General features: G+C 66.0%; 25 protein-coding genes. 13 read left to right on the top strand and 12 right to left on the bottom strand.

The genetic code is table 11. The features are described from left to right. Positions 1 to 138: 138 nt before the first annotated feature. Complete coding sequence (locus ACIA8C_RS33915; protein WP_397141841.1) at positions 139 to 1,032, bottom strand: NADP-dependent oxidoreductase; 894 nt, start codon at positions 1,030 to 1,032, stop codon at positions 139 to 141. Positions 1,033 to 1,147: 115 nt separating this feature from the next. Then, the gene (locus tag ACIA8C_RS33910) at positions 1,148 to 1,585 is read right to left on the bottom strand and encodes a hypothetical protein (RefSeq protein WP_397141839.1); all 438 of its coding nucleotides are present in this window, start codon (positions 1,583 to 1,585) and stop codon (positions 1,148 to 1,150) included. Between the two features lie 118 nt (positions 1,586 to 1,703). Between ACIA8C_RS33910 and ACIA8C_RS33905 the strand changes: the two genes are divergently transcribed. After that, positions 1,704 to 2,399: a TetR/AcrR family transcriptional regulator gene (locus tag ACIA8C_RS33905; RefSeq protein ID WP_397141837.1), complete on the top strand. Its 696-nt coding sequence runs from the start codon at positions 1,704 to 1,706 to the stop codon at positions 2,397 to 2,399. Between the two features lie 6 nt (positions 2,400 to 2,405). Here ACIA8C_RS33905 and ACIA8C_RS33900 read toward each other — a convergent pair whose 3' ends face one another. Further along, positions 2,406 to 3,257: a LysR family transcriptional regulator gene (locus tag ACIA8C_RS33900; RefSeq protein WP_397141835.1), complete on the bottom strand. Its 852-nt coding sequence runs from the start codon at positions 3,255 to 3,257 to the stop codon at positions 2,406 to 2,408. 103 nt (positions 3,258 to 3,360) lie between these two features. On the opposite strand from ACIA8C_RS33900, the gene ACIA8C_RS33895 reads away from it, so the two are divergent. Together ACIA8C_RS33895 and ACIA8C_RS33890 are read left to right on the top strand one after the other, a co-directional pair. Beyond that, complete coding sequence (locus ACIA8C_RS33895) at positions 3,361 to 4,128, top strand: NAD(P)H-dependent flavin oxidoreductase (RefSeq protein ID WP_397141833.1); 768 nt, start codon at positions 3,361 to 3,363, stop codon at positions 4,126 to 4,128. Then, on the top strand, positions 4,121 to 4,795 hold the full coding sequence (locus tag ACIA8C_RS33890) for a pyridoxamine 5'-phosphate oxidase family protein (RefSeq protein ID WP_397141831.1): 675 nt from the start codon (positions 4,121 to 4,123) through the stop codon (positions 4,793 to 4,795). Before ACIA8C_RS33895 ends, ACIA8C_RS33890 begins: the two co-directional genes overlap by 8 nt. Before the next feature lie 8 nt (positions 4,796 to 4,803). Here the strand turns inward: ACIA8C_RS33890 and ACIA8C_RS33885 are convergent, their stop codons facing one another. The 3 genes from ACIA8C_RS33885 to ACIA8C_RS33875 are packed head-to-tail and all read right to left on the bottom strand — an operon-like array spanning position 4,804 to position 6,119. Continuing rightward, positions 4,804 to 5,385, bottom strand: coding sequence for a carboxymuconolactone decarboxylase family protein (locus tag ACIA8C_RS33885; protein ID WP_397141829.1), 582 nt, complete (start codon positions 5,383 to 5,385; stop codon positions 4,804 to 4,806). Continuing rightward, complete coding sequence (locus tag ACIA8C_RS33880) at positions 5,385 to 5,705, bottom strand: hypothetical protein (protein WP_397141827.1); 321 nt, start codon at positions 5,703 to 5,705, stop codon at positions 5,385 to 5,387. Before ACIA8C_RS33880 ends, ACIA8C_RS33885 begins: the two co-directional genes overlap by 1 nt. Positions 5,706 to 5,720: 15 nt before the next feature. Next, the gene (locus ACIA8C_RS33875; RefSeq protein ID WP_397141825.1) at positions 5,721 to 6,119 is read right to left on the bottom strand and encodes a DUF4440 domain-containing protein; all 399 of its coding nucleotides are present in this window, start codon (positions 6,117 to 6,119) and stop codon (positions 5,721 to 5,723) included. A gap of 149 nt (positions 6,120 to 6,268) precedes the next feature. Here ACIA8C_RS33875 and ACIA8C_RS33870 point away from each other — a divergent pair, with 149 nt between their 5' ends. Further along, positions 6,269 to 6,904 (top strand): hypothetical protein, encoded by a 636-nt coding sequence (locus ACIA8C_RS33870; protein WP_397141823.1) that lies wholly within the window; start codon positions 6,269 to 6,271, stop codon positions 6,902 to 6,904. A gap of 46 nt (positions 6,905 to 6,950) precedes the next feature. On the opposite strand, the gene ACIA8C_RS33865 is transcribed toward ACIA8C_RS33870, so the two are convergent. Then, positions 6,951 to 7,886: a hypothetical protein gene (locus tag ACIA8C_RS33865; protein ID WP_397141821.1), complete on the bottom strand. Its 936-nt coding sequence runs from the start codon at positions 7,884 to 7,886 to the stop codon at positions 6,951 to 6,953. 393 nt (positions 7,887 to 8,279) lie between these two features. Between ACIA8C_RS33865 and ACIA8C_RS33860 the strand changes: the two genes are divergently transcribed. Both ACIA8C_RS33860 and ACIA8C_RS33855 read left to right on the top strand, forming a co-directional pair. After that, the gene (locus ACIA8C_RS33860; protein ID WP_397141819.1) at positions 8,280 to 9,782 is read left to right on the top strand and encodes a hypothetical protein; all 1,503 of its coding nucleotides are present in this window, start codon (positions 8,280 to 8,282) and stop codon (positions 9,780 to 9,782) included. A gap of 25 nt (positions 9,783 to 9,807) precedes the next feature. Further along, positions 9,808 to 11,214, top strand: a complete 1,407-nt coding sequence (locus tag ACIA8C_RS33855; protein ID WP_397141817.1) for an FAD-binding protein — start codon at positions 9,808 to 9,810, stop codon at positions 11,212 to 11,214. A gap of 49 nt (positions 11,215 to 11,263) precedes the next feature. Here ACIA8C_RS33855 and ACIA8C_RS33850 read toward each other — a convergent pair whose 3' ends face one another. The 3 genes from ACIA8C_RS33850 to ACIA8C_RS33840 all read right to left on the bottom strand — a co-directional run bounded on the left by ACIA8C_RS33850 (position 11,264) and on the right by ACIA8C_RS33840 (position 13,375). Beyond that, the gene (locus tag ACIA8C_RS33850) at positions 11,264 to 11,473 is read right to left on the bottom strand and encodes a hypothetical protein (protein ID WP_397141816.1); all 210 of its coding nucleotides are present in this window, start codon (positions 11,471 to 11,473) and stop codon (positions 11,264 to 11,266) included. A gap of 61 nt (positions 11,474 to 11,534) precedes the next feature. Further along, complete coding sequence (locus tag ACIA8C_RS33845; RefSeq protein ID WP_397141814.1) at positions 11,535 to 12,077, bottom strand: YaeQ family protein; 543 nt, start codon at positions 12,075 to 12,077, stop codon at positions 11,535 to 11,537. A gap of 47 nt (positions 12,078 to 12,124) precedes the next feature. Continuing rightward, entirely contained in the window at positions 12,125 to 13,375 is a 1,251-nt protein-coding gene (locus ACIA8C_RS33840) for an alpha/beta hydrolase family protein (RefSeq protein ID WP_397141812.1), read from the bottom strand. A 199-nt stretch (positions 13,376 to 13,574) separates the two neighbouring features. On the opposite strand from ACIA8C_RS33840, the gene ACIA8C_RS33835 reads away from it, so the two are divergent. Beyond that, positions 13,575 to 13,721 (top strand): DUF1059 domain-containing protein, encoded by a 147-nt coding sequence (locus tag ACIA8C_RS33835; protein WP_396996290.1) that lies wholly within the window; start codon positions 13,575 to 13,577, stop codon positions 13,719 to 13,721. 5 nt (positions 13,722 to 13,726) lie between these two features. Here ACIA8C_RS33835 and ACIA8C_RS33830 read toward each other — a convergent pair whose 3' ends face one another. Beyond that, complete coding sequence (locus tag ACIA8C_RS33830) at positions 13,727 to 14,293, bottom strand: hypothetical protein (protein ID WP_397141810.1); 567 nt, start codon at positions 14,291 to 14,293, stop codon at positions 13,727 to 13,729. A gap of 1,052 nt (positions 14,294 to 15,345) precedes the next feature. Between ACIA8C_RS33830 and ACIA8C_RS33825 the strand changes: the two genes are divergently transcribed. Next, entirely contained in the window at positions 15,346 to 16,197 is an 852-nt protein-coding gene (locus ACIA8C_RS33825; RefSeq protein ID WP_397141808.1) for a ParB/RepB/Spo0J family partition protein, read from the top strand. 425 nt (positions 16,198 to 16,622) lie between these two features. Here ACIA8C_RS33825 and ACIA8C_RS33820 read toward each other — a convergent pair whose 3' ends face one another. Then, complete coding sequence (locus tag ACIA8C_RS33820) at positions 16,623 to 17,021, bottom strand: hypothetical protein (RefSeq protein ID WP_397141806.1); 399 nt, start codon at positions 17,019 to 17,021, stop codon at positions 16,623 to 16,625. Here ACIA8C_RS33820 and ACIA8C_RS33815 point away from each other — a divergent pair. The 5 genes from ACIA8C_RS33815 (at position 17,020) to ACIA8C_RS33795 (ending at position 21,690) form a co-directional block, all read left to right on the top strand. Next, on the top strand, positions 17,020 to 17,616 hold the full coding sequence (locus tag ACIA8C_RS33815) for a hypothetical protein (protein WP_397141804.1): 597 nt from the start codon (positions 17,020 to 17,022) through the stop codon (positions 17,614 to 17,616). The genes ACIA8C_RS33820 and ACIA8C_RS33815 overlap by 2 nt on opposite strands. A 195-nt stretch (positions 17,617 to 17,811) precedes the next feature. After that, positions 17,812 to 19,368 (top strand): M1 family metallopeptidase, encoded by a 1,557-nt coding sequence (locus ACIA8C_RS33810; RefSeq protein ID WP_397141802.1) that lies wholly within the window; start codon positions 17,812 to 17,814, stop codon positions 19,366 to 19,368. Next, positions 19,365 to 19,634 (top strand): hypothetical protein, encoded by a 270-nt coding sequence (locus ACIA8C_RS33805; RefSeq protein ID WP_397141800.1) that lies wholly within the window; start codon positions 19,365 to 19,367, stop codon positions 19,632 to 19,634. Before ACIA8C_RS33810 ends, ACIA8C_RS33805 begins: the two co-directional genes overlap by 4 nt. Before the next feature lie 406 nt (positions 19,635 to 20,040). After that, positions 20,041 to 20,787 (top strand): DUF1460 domain-containing protein, encoded by a 747-nt coding sequence (locus ACIA8C_RS33800; RefSeq protein WP_397142147.1) that lies wholly within the window; start codon positions 20,041 to 20,043, stop codon positions 20,785 to 20,787. Between the two features lie 66 nt (positions 20,788 to 20,853). Then, positions 20,854 to 21,690, top strand: coding sequence for an SMP-30/gluconolactonase/LRE family protein (locus ACIA8C_RS33795; RefSeq protein WP_397141798.1), 837 nt, complete (start codon positions 20,854 to 20,856; stop codon positions 21,688 to 21,690). The last annotated feature ends 70 nt before the right edge of the window (positions 21,691 to 21,760 follow it).

Raw genomic sequence — 21,760 nt, 5'->3', positions numbered from 1 at the left:
ATGCAGGGTCGCGGTCGGCGGCGGATGGGCCCGGGTGACGGCGAACTCCGCGCCCGCACTGTCACGGGCCTGGTTTGCGCCGCGCGGAGCCCACCGCCGCCGCGGCAGTCGGCTTGCCAGGGCGCGTGCGGGAAACGCTCAGATCACCATGACGCGACGCCCGCGCGTGTGACCGGTATGGCTGTCGATGTGCGCCGCCGCGGCCTCGGCGAGCGGGTACGACTTCTCGACCGGGATGTGCAGCCTGCCCCGTGCGATGAGGTCGGCGGCCTCGGCGAGCGCGTCCGGCACGCTGCCGGCCACTCCGGAGAACCGGACCCCGAGATCCGGCGCATCGAGATCGGCGATGGAGAGCACCTTCGCCGGATCCCCGGTGAGCTCGACGAGTTCGCGGATCACGCCCGAGCCTGCCAGATCGAGCGCCGCGTCGACGGGCCCGAGCTGGCGCACCCGCTCGACCCAGCCCGCGCCGTACGTGGTGGCGACGGCTCCCAGGCTGCGCAGATAGTCCTGGTTCGCGGCCCCTGCCGTGCCGATCACCGCGATGCCGCGGTCACGGGCGATCTGCAACACCGCCGATCCGACTCCGCCGGAGGCGCCGCTGACCAGCAGCGTCTGCCCGGGCTGGACGCCGACCTCGCGGAGCACGCGCAGCGCGGTCTCCACCACGGACGGATACCCGGCCGCCTCTTCGAACGTCAGCCCCTCGGGCATCCTGGCCCAGGCCGACAGCACGGCGAACTCGGCATAGGTGCTCGAGCCTTCGCCGAACACGTTGTCGCCGACGGAGATCCCGTCGACGCCAGCGCCGACTTCATCGACCACCCCGGCGGCATCGATCCCCACTCCCGCGGGCAACTCGATCGGGTGGGCCTGCAGGATCTGGCCTTCCCGTACCCGCCAGTCGACCGGGTTCACGCCCGCCGCCCGCACGGCGACGCGTATCTGACCGGGGCCCGCGTGCGGCTCCTCGGCGTCTAGAAGTTGCAGCACGTCCGGGCCGCCGAACTCGGCAAAGCTCACTCTCTTCATGCGATCGAACATAACACTAACCGTTAGCCTTTAACAACAGGTATGTTTTAACACTCGATAGCATCAAGTGGTAGCTGAGCCGCCCGGGCCGATCGCCGCTCGCCGGGGCTGCGCGTCAGGCGCTGGCCGGCTGATCGTCGGGGCTGAGGTCCGCGACCAGCCGGGCGTAGCCTTCCCGGACCTCGCCGAGGTGCATCCAGGCCGCGTGCTGTACGTGTTGGTCGGCGGGGTGCAGGACCGTCCACCTGGCATGGGCGTAGGTGCGGGCGACCTGGCTGAGGACTTCACCCAGGGAGTGGGTATTGTTGCGTGCGTTAGGGTTTCGTGGCACATGCGATGACGCCCACGCGTCGATCGCGGCGACGATGCGCGCGATTTGGGCGCGCACGACAGCCGCGTCGAAGTCGTTCGGGCCCCGCCGCGGGTCCGGTATCAGAGTCGCGTGCAGGTTGCCGAGTGCTCGCGCCCAGGCGACCAGCGGTGCCGTCGAGTCGAGGTGGCCGGAGATCGCGGCCAGCAGCGCCTCCGGCGAAAGCACCGCCGCGGGATCCACGTCCTGACCTCGTCCGTGCTGAGGCTGGGCCGGCGTCGACCATCGGTTGCGCATGTCACCCCAGATTCATAACAGTGTTATGCCCGTAGAATAACGCCGTTATGGAGCAGGGGCAAGAGTGAACGCGGAATCGGACCAGCCCGCGCCGAACAGGCGCGCGCAGCTGATCGAGGCAGGCATCCAGCTACTGGAGGAGGTGGGGCCGGAAGGGTTGCGGGCACGCACGGTCGCCGCGGAAATCGGGGTGTCGACGATGGCGGTGTACACGCATTTCGGTGGCATGAACGAACTGCTGGAGGCGGTCGCGGCCGAGGCGTTCGCCCGCTTCGGTGCCGTACTGGCCGTGCCCGACACCGACGATCCGGTCGCCGACTTCTTCGTCGCCGGCGCTGCGTATTACAGCTACGCCCTTGCCAATCCGCAGCGCTACCGGCTGATGTTCGGCCTGGTCTCGCCGCAGACCACGCGCCCGGCGGCACGAAACCTGAGCACTCCGACCGCACCCGCCGAATTCGCCTCCAGCACCGCATCTTTCGATCAGATGTTGCACGTCGTCGAGCGGATGGTCGAGGCGGGCCGCATCCGCGCGGATCCGGTCGCCGATGTCGCGGGGCGGATTTGGAGTTTGATGCACGGCATGGTGCTCCTCGAAATCACCGGCTACCTCGGCGGCGAGGGGCAGGCCGTCACCAACATCCTCGGCCCCGCCACCGCCGACCTGCTCGTCGGCATGGGTGACGAACGCAGTCGCGTCGAACAGTCGAGAGTCCGTGCGACCCAGCGAATTGCCGAGCAGGCATCGGGCACTCTGTAGCCCGGCTCAAGGGCGGGCCTCGGCCAGCGCGGCATCGAGGAAACGCCGGACCGAACGTGGTGGTGGCGGCGTGCGCCGCCAGCCGAGATAGAGCGTGGAAGCGGGGATATCGGGCAGTTCGCGGTAGACCACATCGGGGTGCGGTGCACGGTGGGTGGCGATGTCGGGCACCGCGCCGATGCCGCGGTCGGCGGCGACGAGTTCGATCCATTCGTCGAAGTTGCCGCAGGTGACGATCTCCCGGGTGGGGTCGGGGTCGGGCCAGCAGTCCGGCGTGGTGGTGCCCGACTGGGTGTTGACGACCAAGGGGTGATGGGCGAGGTCGGCCCAGCGCAGCCCGTCCGCGTGCGCCAACTCCGAGCGCGCGGACACCGCGAGTACCCGCTGCTCGGTGCCGATTCGACGCCAGGTGATGGCGGCGGTGGGCTGCGTGGCGTTGCGGGCGATGGCGATATCGATGGTGCCCTGATGCAGCGCCGCGGCGGGATTGTCGTTGCGGTGCAAGGTGATCTGGCCGCCGAGTGTGTCGTAGCGCGCGCGGGTGGCGGCGAACCAGTCACTGGGCAGCAGCCACGCGAAGCCAACGCGGACCTCGCTGCGCGTGCGCATCTCCGCTTGCAGCTCGTTCACCTCGGTCAGGATGTTGCGGCTTCGTGCCAAGAACAGCTCACCGTTGGCGGTGAGTTCGAGCCCACGCGACGGGCGCGTGACCAGATCGCATTCGAGGATCCGCTCCAGGTCTTGAATCGCGCGGGTCAGCGACGGTTGAGCGATATGCAGGCGGGCCGCGGCGCGCGTATAGGTGCCCTCCTCGCACAACGTGACGAACGCGGTGAGGTGACGCAACTGCATGTCCATAGTTTCAGCGTATACCGCATGCTGAGTGAGCATTTTACGGCCGATTCTGCGGCTCGTAGCGTGAGTGGGGTCCCCTCCGCTTCACCTCAGGAAGTGAGCAGCGATGTTCGATTTCCGATCCTTGACCGTCCCCGTGGTCGGCGCCCCGATGGCTGGTGGGCCGTCGACCCCGGAACTGGTGGCCGCGGTGGGCGCCGCCGGCGGATTCGGGTTCCTGGCCACCGGCTACGCCACCGCGGCGAAGGTCGGCCGCGAAATCGCCGAGCTGCGGCAGCGTACCGACGCGCTGTGTGTGCAGGGACCCGAGGCCGGTGGGCATCGTGGCACCTTCCACATCGCCGACACTCCGAGCGAGACGCCGCTGGATCAACTGCTGGAACAGGTGCGCGCGGTGACCGAGCTGCCGTTGATCGCCAGCGGCGGCATCGCCACCGCCGACCGTGCGGGCGCGCTGCTGGCCCTCGGGGCGGACGCCGTGCAGGTGGGTACGTTGTTGCTGCGCACGCCGGAGGCCGGGACCAAACCCGCGCACAAAGCTGCCCTGGCGGACCCTCGGTTCAGCGAAACCGTGCTCACCCGTGCGTTTTCCGGCCGCCCGGCCCGCGCGCTGCGCAATTCGTTCGTCGACGAGTTCTCCGCCGCCGCGCCCGCGGCCTATCCGTACGTCAACACCCTCACTACGGCGTTACGCAAGGCCGCCGCAGCCGATCCGGATACGTTGAACCTCTGGGCCGGAACCGGATACCGCCACGCGGGCACCGAACCCGCCGCCGTCGTCATCGCCCGACTCGGTGCGCGGATCGCCGAACGCCGCTGCACACCATCGCATTCCGGCCTGACCAAGACCTCGCATCGGACCGCCGGTGAATAGGACCACCCGCTACGGTGCGATCGCGTTCTCCGACGCAAGCGCCGCCCGCCAGCGCGCGACCGGAAGCATCAACTGGTACGGGCACCAACGGGCCGACGGCGAAAACCTGGGCGTGCCAGAAGAACTCGATGGGCCGACCGCGGCGCTCATCCGCTCGACCGACTCGTTCTTCATCGCCACCGTGACCCCCTCGGGCTGGCCCTACCTCCAGCATCGCGGCGGCCCCGCGGGTTTCGTGCACGTGCTGAACCCGTCGACGATCGCGCTCGGCGACTACTCCGGAAACCAGCAGTTCGTCACCCTGGGCAACCTCGACCGTGACGACCGTGTCGCCTTGTTTTTCGTCGACTACCCCACCCGCACGCGCGTGAAAGTGTTCGGCCGCGCCGAAATCATCGAGCGCTCCGACGATCCCGAACTCATCGACCGCTTGCTCCACACGCCGGAGGGCATCGTACGTACCCGCTGCGACCGAGCGTTGCACATCCACGTCGAAGCCCTGGATCGCAACTGCCTCAAAAACATTCCGGTCAAATACAGCAGCGAACGCATGGCCGAATCATTGCGCCTGGCCCGCGCACCGCTCACCGACGAGATCGAACGGCTGCGTCGACGCAATCACGAACTCGAACAACAGATCACCAGCATGCAGGGGCTGTCCTCATGAGCTCATCCCTACCGGTAGCCGCGTTTGAGCAGGAACTTGGCACCTGCCGCGAAGCCTGCGGGGCTGAGGAATTCGAAGTCGAAGGCATCGGCGAGGTGGTCGGTTGTGTTGAATGCCGCGCAGACCGCCAAGGCGTCTTTGATCTGCTGGGGTGTGACGCCCGTGGACAGCACCTCTCGCATGTCCCCGGCGTCCACGGTTCCGCTCTTGGTCAGCTTGGCGAGCATCCGCAGTGTTGCCCGCAGGCCCTCCTCGATGGGAGCCGAGTCCACATCGGCCAGTACCGCTTGGACCTTCGTCTCGTCCCGGTAGGCCTGGCCCGCGGTCGCGGTGTGTGCGCCGACGCAGAACGCACACTCGTTGACCTGGGACACGAAGGCTGCCATCAACTCTCGGTCGCCCACCGACCAGTCCGACGGTCCCCGCATCGCCTCGTGGGTGAACTTCTTCGCAAACGAACCGTAGAAGTCGGGCCGATAGAAGACCAACTTCGCCGCGTCCGGTAGCGGATGCCCGGAGAACACCCGGATGAGCGTGAACAGCACTTTGGTCCCGGGTCGGTACCCGTTGTTCAGGATGTCGAGACGCATCAGCTGACCTCTCCGACCGCTTCGGCCAAGGCCGCCAGCCCCGTGTCGTACAGCCGGGCGGACTGGCCGACCGCAGCAGACACCACCAACTCGAACAGCTGGTCCTCGCTGAAACCCGCTGCCTCGGCCGCCGCGAAATCCGCGTCGGTGAGCTGCGTCGGCCGCGTGACGACCTTGTCGATCAGCCCCCGCAGCGGTGCGGGAACGTCCACGTTGCGGAAGGCACTCGCGCGCTGGTCAACGGTCGCCGTGCCCTTTCCGTGCAGAACGCGGTCCACCAATGCGTGGTGTGCTGCTTGCTTTTCGTCCTCAGCCGTCATGTTCGCCTCCGGTGGCTATTCTGCTGGGGGAGCGGTTGTTTCGTGTAGCCAGCGCCATAGGTATCCGTGGTCGGTGTTGAGCAGGATCGCGGTGACCAGGCGACGGCTTCGGGTGTCGCCCTGTTGATTCTCGGCGGTGAAGCGCACGGTGAGCAGGCTGCCGCTCTGCGCGATTTCCTCGATGTCGGCGATCTCGATGGTAAATCCAGGCTGCGCGTTTCGGGCCGACCACACACCGGCCAGCAGCGTGTCGCGGTCGATGATCTGCCCGACCGTGGTGACCGAGGAGAACTCATCGTGCAGCGCGTTGGCGAACCGGTCGAACACCTTGGGTGGCGCGTTCGAGCCCATCCATTCGGCCAGGTCCGAGTGCAGGGCCTCGACCACATCGGCCAGGTCGGGGTGTGCAGGCATAGCGGCAATCTCGATCTCGGTCAGCGTGGTCGGCCCGTGCCGAAGATCATATCCAGCATGCGGCCGCTGCCGGCGACGAGTTGGCCGGGCGCACGGCGGCGGTCGTGGCCGAAGACGTCGTATCCGGGCGAAATAGGCGGTCCACCAATATGATCGTCGAGGTGGTGGGAGACGAAGCAAACAACGGCATGACCAACCGGCGTGCGGTGATAGCCGGTACCGCGGCGGCCGTGGCTGGTGTCGGGGTCGGGGTGGCTGCCGGACGAGTCACCGAGGCGGATGCGGACACGTCGACCGTTGCGGGTTCGTTCACGGTGGTCGATCGGCGCGGTAAGCAGCGGTTCCTGCTGGCGACGCGGAAACCACCGATCATTCTCGGCGGCAAGACCTATCCCGCGCAGACGCGGGGCGGCCCGGACGACGTCACGTCCCTGATCTTCAACGATGAGAACGGTGACGAGAAGGGCGGCATCGTCGCGGGCAGCGACGGCGCACTTGTCTCGCTGGACTATCCCAATGGCGACGCCATTCATTTGCAGACCAGCTGGCAGGACAAAGTGGGCGGTGCCGCGCTGACCATGACGCATATCGGAGATCCGGCGACGCCGATCGACGAAGCGAAACATCCACTTGGCGTGCAACTGTTCGCCGACACCGAGAACGGAACCGGCCTGACGCTGTGTGATCCGCAGGGGCGCCCGCGAATTCAGTTGCGCGTCGCGATGGACGGCACGCCCTCTATCGCGATCCTCGACGAAAAGGGCGCGGTCGTCAAACAGCTCTGAGCGGGATCGCCGCCGGCGGACGGCAATCCCGCTCGGCTACCGAATATCAAGCAGTGCAGTTCTTTTGGGCATCGGTGCGAACCTTGCGTCCGGTGAACTCCTGGACAATGGAGATGTTCTCCGGTGCGTAGTTCTTCTCGGTGATCTTGTCGGCATTCGGGCCGCCGAGCTTGCCGGAGTACGGCGCGGACTTCTCCAACCAGTAAGCGGTACGCAGGAATTGGGTCAGCACCAGGTCGCGCAGCTTGGGCTCGTTCTTGATCTTGGCCCAGTAGTCGGGGTGCTTGTCCTTGGCCACGCGCAAATAGAGCAGCAGGTACCGCAGATTGGTCGCGGCGATATCCCTGGCATTGCTCGCGCCGATGCCCTTGATGTACTCCTGCACTACGGTGACCGCGGGCAGGCCCATTAGGCCGGCGTTCAATTCCGCTGTCACGCCTTGCAGGTGATAGTCACCCTGCTCCCGATCGCGCAGGTAGATGCCGTCCATGTCGTCGCTGAGCTTGTCCTTGATCAACGGCAGGATTTCCTTGCGCGGAAAACCGTCGTACAGCGGGATGTTCGTCATCTGCTGGGTGGCGTTGATCCACGACGCGGTGTACTTGTCCCACTCGGTGCGCGACCCATCGAGGTCCCACATGTGCGTTTCCTCGTGGATCGCCACCATCATCGACTCGGCGAATGCCTCGAAACTGCTCGTGTCCACGAACTGATTCCAGTACTGATCCTTGGCCTGGGCGATCGCCAATTTCTGCCCGCTCGGCCAGCGCCGCTGATACATGGCCTGCAGGGTCGGCATCCAGTTCGAGCGGTTGAAGCGTGCTTTGAGGTCGCTGATATCGGCCGTCGGGGTGGAAGGTTCCTCATAACAGAAGGGCGCCGCTACGGGATCGGCGGCCGGGGCCGCTACCGCTACGGAGCCGGGGCCAAGCGACAGGACTAAGCATGCGGTGACTATGGGTAAAAGACGTTTGCGGTTCATGCGGGTCTCACTTCGGACAGAATGTGCAGGGGTGGGGCGCTGAACAGTCAGACGAGCCCATTACCGCTGGCGCTGGGGACTTTCCCATTGCTCGCCGCGAGCGGTCGCCGCAGGGTATAGCCGAACGAAAACCGAGAACTGTTGCGCGAGAGGATGTCCCAGTCGACGGCTGCGGGGCACGCCGTCATTTCTGAACAACTGTTTGAATAGTGACATGAAAGACATGCTGGGGATCTCCCCAGTAGAAGTGGGGATAATTGAAAGCATTATCTGGTGAATTATTGAAATCGTGCGGTTGCATCCTGGCGAACGAGCTGCCATCCTCGTAGCCATGATCACTGACGGAAAGGGCGTCCTGCGCCCGGGCTGTTGAGCCCCCGCGAGGCCACCTTCGTGGCCCACGCACTCTCTCTCGCCGCTCTGCACGGTCCAGGCCCCTGGCCGCACGACGGGTATCCGCTTCCGGACGAAGAACCCCGCAAGACAGGCGAATTCATCCTGCCAAGCGTCGTCTACGACGGCGTCAGCACCCACCACTTCGGTCCGGGATCCCAGCCGGTCGCCGAACTGGCCGATCGAATCCTGCGGCACCTGGACGATCCGGCGTACTTGCTCGAGGTCTTCGCCGGGGTGCAAGCCGTTCGAGTCGCCGACGATCTGGTCGGCGAATTGCGATCCCGCCCGGTGCCGCGCGAAAAGCTGCGTACGGCAGCAAGATTCATCGCGGAGCGGGCCACCCGGCGCGAGGTCGCCAAACTCGGCATCGTGCTGCTCGGCATGAGCGGCGACGAACGGGACCGCGAACTGCTGCAACTGCTTGGAACACTCGACGAATTCGCGCTCTTCGCCGTCGTCGCGCTGATGAACACTCAACCCGACGGGCAGCGTGCGGTTTTCGTGCTCGCGCAGCGCCTCGACGGCTGGGGACGCATTCACGCGGTCGAACGCCTGAAATGCTGCCCCGACCCGGACATCAAAGCGTGGTTGCTGCGCAGCGGTTTTCGCAACGGCGTGATGAACGAGTACCTGGCCCACCTCGCCGCCACCACCGGCGGTCTCTACGAAGCACTACTGGAACCCGATGTCGACGACACCCTGCTCGCCGGCGCGGCGGGCATCCTGAAAGCCCTCGCGAACGGCGGCCCCGCGGAAGACATGCACGACTACGAAGACGCGATACCCGCCATGCACCGCTTCGCCGAACTCGTCGTGCTGGCCGAACCGACGCTCGATCTACTGGACGCGGCGATCACCCTCGAAAGGTTGGTCTTCGACGACGATGTCGACTGGCCCGACGGTGAGCCCGCGCGGCTTCGCGCCCGGTATGCGGCCTTGATCGCGCAGCCGCGGTGGCACGATGTGGTGCTGCGCGAACTCGTGTCCCGCGGCGAAGTCGCCGACACCGACGGGCCGCGGTCCGTCGCGTTCGCGGTGGCGCTGTCCTGTGCGGGACGACTCGGTGTGGACGCGCTGCCCCATGCCCTCGCGCGCTTGCGCATCGACAACGGCAACGCCTACATCTGGCAGTGGGCGATGCGGCATGCCGATGAGGTCTCCGTCGAGCAGGTCGTCGATCTCGCCGAGGAACTCCTTCCGCTCGCGGAGTTGGCGTCGGGCCCGTCCGAATCGCTAGGTCTCGGAAGGGGTTTCCAGCCGGATATGGTGCTGCGGACCGTTGTGGCGAATGTGCGCGAGTACCCCGGTGTCGGTGTGCGGTTGCTGCCGGTCGCCCTTGCCAACCGGGTCACCGGATGCCGCAGGATCGCCCTCGACGTCCTGGACTCGTGGCCGGAGCACTCGCGCCCGGCCGCGACGCGCGATTGGATCACGGCGGCCGCGGCGTGCGAGCCCAACGCCGAACTCCGCCAGGACATGCTGGCCTTTCTGGCGAGGTGAGCAACAGTCGGTCTACGGTGGCTTGGTGAATTTCGGAGATGGGGGCTCGGTGATTGATCAGCGTCCACTGACCGGCTGGAGCCGGACAGCGTCGACGGTCGCGCGGGTGTTGCGCACGCCGGACATCGATCTGGTGGCGAAGAGCGTTCGGGAGGCGGGGCCGCGCGGGGTTATCGCGCGCGGCCTCGGCCGCAGCTACGGCGATCCGGCGCAGAACGGCGGCGGACTCGTCGTCGATATGACGGTGTTCGACCGCGTGCACAGCATCGATCCGGACAGCGGTGTGGTCGATGTCGACGCCGGTGTCAGTCTCGACGCGCTGATGCGGGCGGTGCTGCCGTCCGGTCTGTGGGTTCCGGTGTTGCCGGGCACTCGGCAGGTGACGGTCGGCGGGGCGATCGCCTCCGATATCCATGGCAAGAACCATCATTCGCACGGCAGTTTCGGCAATCACGTGGTGTCGATGGAGCTGCTGACCGCGGACGGATCGGTACGCACGATCACGCCGGAAGGTGCTGACGCGCAGCTGTTCTGGGCCACGGTCGGCGGAATGGGGTTGACCGGCATCATCGTTCGGGCTCGGGTGCGGATGAAGCACACCGAGACCGCGTATTTCCTGGTGGACAACGATCGCACCAACAACCTCGACGAAACGATGGAACTGCTGACCGGCGGTTCGGACGAGGGCTACGAGTACTCGATGTCGGTGCCCGACACGATCAGTACCGGCGCGAAAGCCGGTCGCGCGGCGTTCAGCCGCGGTTCGCTGGCCACCCTCGACCAGCTGCCGCTGAAATTGCGCCGAGATCCACTGAAATTCGATGCCCCGCAGCTGTTTACCGTGCCCGATATCTTTCCGAACGGCATGGTCAACAATGTCACCTCCCGGATCGCGGCCGAGGCCGCCTATCGGGTGTATCCGCGGCGAGCGCGCGGCCGGATCCAGAACCTGACGCAGTTCTATCACCCACTGGATCTGCTCGGGGAATGGAACCGCGCCTACGGTCGCCGCGGTTTCATGCAGTACCAGTTCTCGATGCCGTTCGGGGCCGAGCAGCAGCTCGCCGACGCGGTACGCGCGATCGCGCACTCGGGGCACCGGTCGTTCCTGAATGTGTTCAAGCGCATGGGCCCCGGCAACCAGGCGCCACTGTCCTGGCCGCACCCCGGCTTCATGCTCAGCCTGGACTTTCCGCTCAAGACCGGACTCGGCGAATTCTGCGCTGAGCTCGATCAGCGCGTGCTGGCCGCGGGCGGACGCCTCTACTTCGCCAAGGATTCGCGGACGACGCCGGACATGGTCCGCGCGATGTACCCGCGGCTCGACGAGTGGCGGCGGGTTCGCGATGCCGCCGATCCGGAGCGGATCTTCGTCTCCGACTTGGCCCGGCGGCTGCGGCTGGTCAGCGACGAGTTCGCCGTCAGCCGTTGACCCCTCAGCCGGGCGAGCGGAACGCATACCGCTCGCCCGGCCGGGTGAATTACGGGTGCCCCGAACCGCTCTCCAGGAATTCACGGATGAAGCAGAGCGGGCAAATCGGGTCGAACGGGGCGGTGACCTGGGTCGCGGCGTTGGTCACTGGCTCGAGCGCAGGCGCGGCCGTGGCGAACGCGGGCTGCAGGGCGATCGCCAGAGAGATAGCTCCGGCGGCAACAACATTCAGCATGGAACGGTTCAACAGATCCTCCACGTGGATGAGATGAGCCGTGAGGGTAGCAAGGTCCGCCGTGATGATGCCCCGAATCGCGGACCTAGCCGAGCGCGTGCTCTTCGACCGGTGCGCTCAGATTCGTGCCGTTGAGATCCAGGTACAGCGAGCGTTCGGTGATCGACAGGGTCGCGGTGTTGCGTCGGTCGATCGCGGCGACGGCGGCATCGATGAAGTCGCGATCGAAGCTGTAGAGGGGGATGGCCTCGGCGCGATGGATGCGCTTGCCCGCGAGCTGGGCCAGCACTTTGGCCGGATCGCGATGGGTGTAGATGGCGGCTCGTCCGGCCAGCTTGCTGCCGCGGTGCAGGCGTTCGGCGTCGGGCGCGCCGACCTCGATCCAGGCGGTGAGTCGTCCGGTCAGGTCCCGGACCAAGACGGCGGGCTCGTCGGTGGACGAGACACCGCCCTCGCTGAACGCGATCCCCTCCTGATATTCGAGGCAGTAGGCCAGCAGGCGGGTCACCATGAACTCGGCGGTCTCGGACGGGTGGCGCGCAATCCGCAACTCCAGGTCCTGGTACACGTCGCGGTCGACATCGGCCAGTTGGACGGCGAAGTTGTGCAGTGTTGCGGGAAGGGCCATAAGACCAGCAGCTTAGGTGAACGTCGCCGATGGTCCTGCGCCCGGCGTCAGGGGATGAACCTGGTATCCGGGTAGCGCGGATTGTTCCCGTCGAACAGGTCGGTGGCGAGGTGTTTCAGGTGCAGGTCGAAGAACGCCGCGAGGTAGTCCTGCTGTGCGCTCACCGAGCGGGCCGGGTGGATCGTGCCGACCGCGCGTTGCCGCGTCTGCTCGGTCAGCAGGCTGGCACACTGCGGCACCGCGACCTGGAGATCGGTGAAGCTCATATGGGCAGCGCCGTCGAAGTGCAGGTCCCGTTTCCAGGCCTGTTGATTGGTCCAGAACTGGTGCCAGCTCGGGTCGAAGTCGTCCACGTGGGAGTGCTCGAACTCGCGCCCCGTCGCCGGGTTCACGCCGTCGGCGCCTACCAGCATGAACGGACGGTCCACGCCGTGCTGCACGATCTCGCCGACTTTGCCGACGCTCATGCCGCCGTCGAGATTGATGCCAGCGCCGATGCGCTGGTCCTGATACATCGCCTCGCCCGCCGCGAAGCCGCCCAGCGAATGGCCGAACATGCCGACCTTCGACAGGTCCAGCGTGCCCGCCAATCCCTGAGGGAGCGTGCGATTTTCGGCGTCCGGGTTCTCACCCTTGTGCAAGCGGGTCAGCTGGTCGAGCACGAACCTGGCGTCGGCGACGCGGGCATCGACCGAGGTCGCGAGGTACGCCGGATCCGGGTGCGCAGCGCTGGTGACCAACCGTCCGCCGGGGAACTCGACCACGCTCGCGTCGTAGGTATGGGAGATGGACACGACGACGTAGCCGTGACTGGCCAGGTCGTCGGTGCGGACCGAGTTGAGCTCGCGTTCCACCCCGAAGCCGTGCGAGAACAGCACGACCGGCCAGGCGCCGCCGGTACGGTCCACCTCGGCCGAGATGCTCGCCTGGCGTTTGGTGCCCGCCCAGTCGATCGTGCCGGGTTTGAGGCCGTCCTCGGACGCACTGGCCGCGCTCCGGTCGACGGCGGCCGCCACGCCCGGCGACATCCAGGCGGCGCGTTCACCGGTGCGTTGCGCGGGGTAAGTCACGGTGACCATCAGCTCTCGCTTGTCGGCCGGATGCCACGGGTCCGGTCGTGTGTCGACAAGGTGCAGGTCGGTCGTGCCGACCGGGTAGCGGCCGCTCAGCGGCGGCAGCGTGATCTTCGCCGGCGCCGTGCTGGTCGGCTCGGGCGCGTCCTGCCCGCACGCGGTGAGCAGGACGGTCGCGGCCATGGCAGCGGTCAGCGCCAGCGCGCAGCTGCGCAATGTGATCACTTCGGTGGTCCTCCTCGACGTTCGGCTCGACGTCATGATGGCAAAGGTTCCATCGTGAGCGCGTCGGCCAGGCGGACTACTCCGGGTACCCCGGGATGCGTAGGGGACTACCCCCATGGGGCCAGTCCTGATGGACCGGGAACCTCAGGGTCCAGTTGCCCGTCCGCTTAGACTGTCTAACGAGAGGGAAGGACACCTGATGAAGCGAAACCTGAACTGCCCCTGCGGAGAAGCCATCGTCGGCATCGACGAGGACGATCTTGTCGAGAAGACAACGGCCCACCTGGCCGAGAATCATCCGGGTCACGAGTACTCGCGCGACGAGATCTTGTTCATCGCTTACTGATTCGGCTATCGGGCCGGTTCCGGCCAGATCACCTGGTCGGGCGGGCACAGGCTGGCCGAGCGGGTGGTCGGTACCGGGCCGGTGCCCGGGGTGAAGGTCCACTGGGAGATCGGTCCGGCCGCCTTCCAGCGCAGGGCGCCGTTCGCGTCGGAGACCACCTCGTACACCGACTCGCTGCCGTCGACGAGCTGAGTGCCAACGCAGTAGTCGTTGTACTCGGTGCCCGGCTGCTGCGCTCCGGCACTGAAACTGCCCGCGGGCGCGGCGGTGGCGCCGGGTTCGGTGACGGTGCTCGGTGTGCGGACGTCCGCACCCCGCTGCCAGTGCGGCGCGCCGAGTTGATCTGTCGCACAGGTGAAAGCACGGCCACCGGCGACGACGGTCGTGCCCTGCGCATGGCTGGTGCCCGCCCACAGGCAGCCTCCGGCAGGTGCGGCGCCCGCGCTGCCGGTCGCCGCGCCGACTAGGCCGGCGGTGGCGACCGCCGCCACGGTGAGGGCGAGTGCGCTGCGCAGCCGGGTGCTGCCGCGAGGTGCGTCATGAGCAACTGAATCGGGTTCGACGTTGAGCATGCCCCGACCATAGAAATCGACGACCCGACCGAGCATCACGCCGCAGCGCTATTTGCCGTCAATACCGCAGTGCTAGGGGTGATCTCGCATCGCGTGGGGTGCCGAACTCAGGGTGGGTACTACGTAAGATCGCACCCCCGCCGCCTGTCCGATCAGGCCAGCGAAGCCGGGTGTCACAAGGACGCCGATTCCGTGCTCCCCGGCAGCGCCTGTTTGAAACCACCGAGATGTCGGCGACTGGACACTCGATAAGTTCTTCGGTGTCGCCTCCCGGATACACCGAAACATGTTCTCCTGTATGGACTCTCGGAGGGCGAACGGACCCGGGGTTTTTCGTTCTTCGCGCTGCTCGGCGTGAGGTCCGATGATAGGATGGATCGGAACTGAGGGATGTTCGGGCAGAAAAGTTCCTCAGGTGAAATCGTTTGGAACAAGGCGCAACCCGCCTTGTTCTTCGTGTGCGAGAGGGGCCTTGAACACGAACGCGCAATGGGTGTGCCTGCGGCACGTGGTGTAGGTCGAGCGGTAATTCCATTCGGTCGGAATACCGTCGTTTTGTTGTGTCTTGATCCGAATGGTTCGGGATTATTGTTGTCGCGGCGCTCAGGGTGATCGTCGCGCTCGGAGCTTTGTACCGCCATATATTGTGGCGTACAACCATGTCCGTCACCGCCGTCGCGGCCCGACGGACAAGTCCAACTCTTAAGCGTATCCACGCTGACTGCGGTTTCGGGCTGGAACTGGTAGTTTCCGAAATGTTTCCGAAAGGTGGAGTGGGGGATCTTCGGGTTAACACCATTCACAAATAACGCCGGCGAATCACGCTGGCGATCCGCAGATTGCGAATGCAGGGTCGTTTCGACACCGTATCGTTGCCGTAACTCTGCCAATGTGAAATATTGCTGTCCGCGCTAGTTAGTCACCGCTGACCCGGCACAGCGCCGTGCCTACCGCATCGATTCGTCCCGCTTGTTGTGGTGGTTCGGATCGGTACTGGACGCGGGGCGAAGTGTGCTACGGAATGATCTCGGCTTCGACGCAGGAGTACCGCCGTGAGTGAACACAGGTTGAACGTGGACGACGATGCGAGAGTCGGAGTTGCCGACGTAGTCATCGAGATTCCTATCGAGTCGATAGACATCAGTGGCGCACTGCGCGTGCGCGCTGAGGACTCGGCGCATACGCAGGTGCTAGCGACGACGGAGGCGGAACTGCCGCCGATCCTGGTGCATCGAGAAACCATGCGGCTGATCGACGGCGTACACCGTCTCAAGGCCGCGAAATTGAAGGGGGACAACGTCATCCGGGCGCAATTCTTCGACGGCACCGAGGAAGAGGCGTTCGTTCTCGCGGTGCAGGCCAACATCGCGCACGGCCTGCCACTGTCGATTCTCGATCGCAAAGCCGCCTCGCTGCGCATTATGCGGATGTACCCGCTGTGGTCGGACCGCAAGGTGGCCGAAGTCGCTGGGCTGGACCACAAGACGGTCGGTGCGGTGCGCAGGCAGTCGTCTGGGGAGGTTCCCCAGACGAGGCACCGATTAGGGCGCGACGGCCGGATGCGCCGAGTGCGCCGCCCGGACGTCGAACACCAGCGCAGGAAGAAGCCGTGCGACGGCACCGAGGGCACGCCGCTCGCGCCCGATCCGGCACCGCCGGAGCGGGTTTGCCCCTCGTCGGTATTGCAGAGCCTGCGCCGCGATCCGTCGCTGCGTCTCACCGAAACCGGGCGCACGGTATTGCGCTGGCTCGACGCCAGCCCGCGCACCCCGACGCAGTCACTCGATCTGGCCGATCGCATCCCGGAACACTGTTTGAATCTCGTGCTCGATATGGCTCGGCAGAACGCGGCCAACTGGCAGGACTTCGCCACCCGAATCGGCGATCGACTACACAGTAAATGACCGTGCATTTTACCTCGCGATACGGTGCGTGACTTGCGAATCGAACTTTGTCCGTAGGTTGCGCGTCGGCGAGCCTTCGGTGCCGCGACCCACCGCGTACCCGCCTGTGGCGTCGGCGCTATTCGGCACGGAGCAGACGTTGCTCCGCGGTGCCGAGTCGATCGCGGCACCGAAGGTCCGTCGGAGGACACCGTCGCGCCGCGGCGTCATCGGGCTGCCGGACCGGCTAGGTGGCTTGATATTTCGTCGCACTTGCGCCGAAAGTGCTGCCACCGGACCGCAAGTAAGGGACACTTCGCCGAATTGCCGCGCGGGGAAAGTTAATTAAGTCGTAATACGAACTCCCCAGTGCGTCCCCAGTCGAAAATAACGTCCGTGGTGTGGTTCTACTTGGATATGAATTACCCACATCGAAGGGCGGCGCGCTACACCGCTACCGTGGTGTTCGTTTTAGCGGCAACGGTTTTCACGACCAGCTCCGGTGCGCTCGCCCAGCCCTCGTCAACCCCAACGCCGACCACCCCTTCGACGTCCGCGCCGACGACCTCGTCGCCGACGACCGAATCAACGCCGACGACCGACGCCACCACGTCGGCCGAATCCACGACGTTCTTGCCGACGACGACCGATCCGACGACCACGGCACCGACGACCACGCCGTCACCGTCGACCGATCCGACGACGTTGTCGCCCACCACCGCACCGTCGCCGACCACCACGTCGGCACCGACGACCACCACCCCGCCGACGACCACCAAGCCGGGCATTTTCGAGCTCCCCACCTTGCCGAGAAATGTCTTCACCGATCCCGACGGAATCGTCATGCGGGTGATCTTCAAGAACCCGCTGCCGATCCCGCCGGGCACGCAGGCCGAGGCCCCGGCCATCGCCCAGGCTCAGGCGCAGACCGTCCAGCAGGTCTTCGGTGCGGGATCGGTCGGCAACCTCGTCGTCGACTCGGCGTCTCCGGCCGACCAGCAGACCCCGGCAGACCAGGGCACCACGGTCCGGCTGCGCCAGGAGATCGACTCGGTGCCGGTCTTCGGTGCGTCGGTGGCGCAGAAACTGGCCACCGACGGTTCGCTCATCTCGGCCAGCGGCGCACTGTCGCAGCAGGCGAAAGGTAAATACCCGGCCGAGGCGAAGACGCCGCCCGCCGCGGTGGCGGCCACCGCACTGCGTGCGCTCGCCGAGCTGACCAAGCAGCCGCGCGACAAGTTCGCCGTCTCCGCGACGACCGCCACGTGGTACGACCCGAAGCTGGCCACCAAGAACTCGAAGGCGCCAAGCGTGGCGGTCCCCGCGTATCAGGTCGCGGTCAAAGGCGCTGCCACACAAGGCAAGCAACCCGTGCAGTGGGTCGTGTTCATCGACGCCAACAACACCGGACGCGTGCTCGGCGGCTGGAGCGGTCGCTGAACGTTGCCGCCAAGCGGCACCTCGCTTTACGGGGAATAGGCCTGGTCGCTCCGAGCGAGCGGCCAGGCCCCAACCCGGCAGAACCTGCAGATTGCCGCGGTGGCATTTGCTGCAGTCGATGACAGATCTGAAGGGCAACGACACGTTCGCGCGACCGCTCGCTCACCGGATCGCCTACTAAAGAGGTTGTGCACCATGCGAATTCACAAGTGGTCAGACAAAGGCACGCCGATCCCCGCCGCGCTGAGAGCGCGGCCGGTCGCGGTGTCCGCGTTGGCTCTCGCGTTGAGTCTGTCGGCCGGCGTCGCCGCGGTGGCCGCGCCGCCGCCGGATTCGCCGAACGGTGCGGCCGCCAGCGCGGCCGACCCGACGCCGGGCTCGGACGGTCTCGGTGACCCGTACTACCCGAAGGACGGCAACGGCGGTTACGACGCGATCCACTACGACGTCGCCATCGACTACACACCGTCGTCGCACAACCTCGAGGGCAAGGCCACCATCACGGCCAACGCCACCCAGAACCTGTCCGCGTTCGACCTCGACTATGCCGGTCCCGCAGTCGGTTCCGTCGCCGTCAACGGCCAGCCGGCGCAGTTCAAGCGGACCGGCGAGCACGAACTCGTGGTGACCCCGAAGACGGCATTGCCGCTGGGACAACCGTTTACGGTCGTCGTCGATTACGCGGGCACGGTCCCCGACAGCAACGGCAACGGCTGGACCTATTCGCCCTCCGGTGGCGCCTTCGCGGCGGGCGAACCGCATTCGGCGACAACGTGGTACCCACTCAACGACACTCCGCTGGACAAGGTCACCTTGAGCGTGAAAGCCACCGTGCCGACCGGCTGGGATGTGGCATCGAACGGCATCCGCACCTCGGACGTGGCCGCCGGGACGGGCAAGCACACCGTCACCTGGGAGGCCAAGGATCCGATCATCGGATACCTTTCGACGATCGCCATCGACAAGTTCACCCGGCTGGACCAGAAGGCCGGCAATACGCCGCTGGAAAGTTTCTTCGCGCCGGGTAATGCCCAGCAGAAGAGGGATCTGGAAAAGAAGCTGCCCAGCGTGCTCGCCTTCGAAGAGCAGCTGTACGGTCCGTATCCGCACGAAGCGGGCGGCGGCATCTATGTCGATACCGACCTGCAATTCTCGCTGGAGACCCAGACCCGGCCGATCTACGCGCCGTGGACGGATTTGAACACGCTGATCCACGAGAACGCCCATCAGTGGTGGGGTGATTCGGTGTCGGTCAAGGATTGGCGCGATGTCTGCTTGAACGAGTGCTTCGCCAGTTACACCGCCGACATCCTGTACCCGGAACGGGTCAATCACCAGAACGCCGACGCGATCTATCGCCGGGCCCTCGCCAGTGCCGATCGGCAGAACGTCTGGGCGACACCGCTCTACAACCCCGGCAAGGGCAACGAATTCACCACCGTTTACACCCGTGGCCCGCTGTTCCTGCACGCACTGCGCCGCTACATCGGTGACGACGTATTCTTCACCGCCGTCAAAGATTTCGCGCAGGGGCACAAGCACGGGAACGCGTCGATCCCCGAGTTCCGTCAGTTCGTGCAGTCCCGCACCACCAAGAAGCTGGACGGCTTCTTCGACGCGTGGCTGAACGGCAAGAGGCGGCCCGCCAGCGAATACCTGTACCCGGGCAGCCTCAGCAGCCAGGGCATGCAGGAAGCGCCCGAGGCGCCGGGTACCGACGCGTGGCCGTTCGGCCGCGGCGACCGGAAATGACACCCGTCCCTTCGATACCGGCACTGCCGCGGTCGATACGGACCTTCGTCACGGCGGCCACCATCGCGCCGTTCATAGTGGCCGCGCTGCACGCGGTTCCGGATGATCAGGCGTCCTCGCCTTCCGGTGCTACGGCCCGGTGTGCGCGGGCAGTGGTGTGCGGCCCGATCAACTATGCGCCGCAGAGTGGGCAAGGAGCCGAGATGGTGACTCCGGTCGGCATCAAAGGTGTCTTCAAGAAGAAGCCAGCGTATCTAGTGGCGTGACGATATTCGGTGGGCCGCTGCGTGTTTCGCGCAGCGGCCCACTGTCGTGTGCGGGTTGTCGCCGCCGGCTGCGAGAAGCGCCGCTGATCCCCTCCACCCGCGGCGCTCCACACACCAGCTCGGACCGGGAACAGTGCGTCGTCGCACGCGTTCACTGGTCAACCGGTGCGTTGCCATCATCACCGCAGGCGGCGGCATGCGGCTTGGACAAACCTGCTGCGTTCTGATCCGGCGGTATCCACCTTCACACCCCTAGCGGACAGAAGCGGTCCGCTATTTTCAGGTTGACCGTCGGGCTACCGTGGGGGTTGTTCTTCGAGTGATCGTGCACCGTGTTGGAGGCTCCTTGCGCATCTTGGCCCGACTACTGCTCGTCCTGCTGGTGCTCGCCGGTGGCACGGCGTCGATGGTGCCCGCGGCGCTCGCCGAGCCGGTTGACGTCGATGGCGTCACGGCGGGGAAGATCGATGCGCTGCTGGCGTTGCGGGCCGGTGCGCCCGCGGGGCAGAGCAAGGGCGAATTGATCGAGCTGTTGTCGCGGCAGTTTCTCGGTACGCCATATGGTGCCGACATGCTCGTCGGGTCCGCGACGCAGCGGGAACAACTCGTCATCGACTTTCGCCGGGTGGATTGCTTCACCTATCTCGATTATGTCGAAGCGCTGAGCCGGTCCGCCGATCGCCCTCAATTCGACGCGAACCTGATCGACACGCGGTATGCCGGTGGGCGCGTCGATTTCTTGCAGCGCAAGCACTTCTTCAGCGACTGGGTGAATACGCCGAGAATCGCGGCGACCGATGTCACCGGCGCGCTGAGTACCGCCGCGGTAGCAGTTACCAAGCATCTCAATGCCAAGGCGGATGGCGGGACATACCTGCCCGGGCTGCCGGTGGTCGATCGCAACATCACCTTCATTCCCAGCGATGCCGTGCGTGACGGTGTCATCGGCGGACTCCGGACGGGCGATTACATCGGTGCCTACACCGGTCAAGCGGGGTTGGACGTGACCCACGTCGGGATCTTCGTGATGACGCCGAGCGGCCCTGTTTTCCGCAATGCGTCCTCCCTGGCGGAGAACAACAAGGTGGTCGACTCGCCCTTCGCCGACTATGTCCGGTCGGTGCCGGGCATCGTGGTGTACCGCTCGCAATAACCGGCCGATGAGTTTTCGCGGCTCGCCACGTCAGATTCTGTACCGACTACAGAAGGACATCGCGACATGACCAAGCCCGAAATTCTGCTGGAAGGAATCGTGTTCGGTGAGTCCCCGCGCTGGCACGACGGCCGGCTCTGGTTCTCCGATTGGGGAGCCAACCAGGTGATCGCGCTCGGCGCGGACCACCGGCCCGAGGTGATCGTCAAGATCCCGTCGTTCCCGATGTGCATCGACTTTCTGCCGGACGGGCGACTGCTGGTCGTGGATTCCGCGCAGCGCAGGCTGCTGCGGCGCGAGGCCGACGGGTCGCTCGTTACGCACGGCGATCTGTCCGCCGTGTCGAACAAGCCGTGGAACGACATCGTGGTCGACGATCGCGGCAACGCCTACGTCAACAGCATCGGCTTCGACTTTCCCGGTGGTGAATTCACGCCGGGCCCGATCGCGCTCGTCACGCCGGAGGGCAGCGTCCGGCGGGTCGCCGACGGTCTCGCCTTCCCGAACGGGATGGCGATCACCGCGGACGGCGCGACCCTGATCGTCGCCGAGTCCTACGCCAACCAGCTCACCGCGTACGACATCGAATCCGATGGCGGGCTTGCCAATCGCCACGTGTGGGCGCGGACACCGGGCGATCATCCGGACGGGATCTGCGTCGACGCCGAGGGTGCGGTGTGGTACGCCGACGTGGGCAACCGGCATTGCGTGCGAGTCGCCGAAGGCGGAAAAGTATTGGCCACAGTAGAACTCGACCGCGGCGCGTTCGCCTGCGTGCTCAGCCGCGGGGAAGATCCGAAACTGTATGTCGTCGGCCAGAATTGGGGAGGTCCCGAGTCATCGGCGCCCAGTGGACAGGTGGTGGCGTTTCCAGCGCCCACGCCGGGTGCTGGCAGGCCATGACCTGATAGCCGAAATATCCTGTGCGGCAGGACCCGCGTGCGGAAGAGGCGCGTTGTGGGAGGGCTCGACC

Source organism: Nocardia sp. NPDC051321, from assembly GCF_044455225.1.
Taxonomy (GTDB): Bacteria; Actinomycetota; Actinomycetes; order Mycobacteriales; family Mycobacteriaceae; genus Nocardia.
This window is presented reverse-complemented; position numbering and strand designations above follow the sequence as displayed.